Genomic DNA, 316 nt, shown 5'->3' with positions numbered 1-316 from the left:
CGACGTGGTCCACGTGAACCTGCATAAGACCTTCGCCACCCCCCACGGCGGCGGCGGCCCGGGGGCGGGGCCGGTGGGGGTGAGCGAGAAGCTCCTGCCCTTCCTTCCCGTGCCTATGGTGGGGGAGCAGGGCGGCGCGCTGCGGCTCTTGACCGAGCGGGATCGGCCCCAGACCATCGGGCGCCTGTCCGCCCACCTGGGCAACGCGGGCGTGCTCCTGCGCGCCTACGTCTATGCTCGCATGCTGGGCGCGGAAGGCATGCGCCGGGTGTCCGCCTTCGCCGCTCTCAACGCCAATTACCTCATGGTGCGGCTC

Annotated in this window: 1 pseudogene; it reads left to right on the top strand. The window is 71.8% G+C overall.

The features are described from left to right. Positions 1-316: pseudogene (locus ACTFO6_RS18305) on the top strand (aminomethyl-transferring glycine dehydrogenase subunit GcvPB); the annotation flags it as partial.

The sequence above is a fragment of the Pelomicrobium sp. G1 genome (assembly GCF_051905455.1).
Taxonomy (GTDB): domain Bacteria; phylum Pseudomonadota; class Gammaproteobacteria; order Burkholderiales; family UBA6910; genus Pelomicrobium.
The sequence above is the reverse complement of the archived record's forward strand: the minus strand, read 5'-3'. Positions and strand labels throughout refer to the sequence as shown.